We start from the raw sequence: 299 nt of genomic DNA on the forward strand, positions 1-299 counted from the left end.
ACGCGGTGTGTGAGGCGGCGGGGCTGCCGTTGAGGGATGTGGTGTGGGGTGGGGACGCGGGGGTGTTGGATCGGACTGAGTTTGCCCAGCCGGCGATCTTCGCGCTTGAGGTGGGGCTGTTCCGGCTTGTTGAGTCGTGGGGGGTGCGCGCGGACTTCGTCGCCGGGCATTCGGTGGGTGAGGTGGCCGCCGCGCATGTGGCGGGGGTGTTGAGCCTTGAGGACGCGGCGCGGCTTGTGGTGGCTCGTGGGCGGTTGATGCAGGCGTTGCCTTCGGGTGGGGCGATGGTGGCGATCCAG

Annotated in this window: 1 protein-coding gene; it reads left to right on the top strand. The window is 69.6% G+C overall.

Annotated elements, in window-relative coordinates; translation table 11 throughout:
- A partial coding sequence (locus tag DEH69_RS28300; protein ID WP_113689844.1) for an acyltransferase domain-containing protein occupies positions 1–299 on the top strand: 299 nt, incomplete at both ends.

The organism is Streptomyces sp. PT12 (genome assembly GCF_003311645.1).
Lineage (GTDB): Bacteria > Actinomycetota > Actinomycetes > Streptomycetales > Streptomycetaceae > Streptomyces.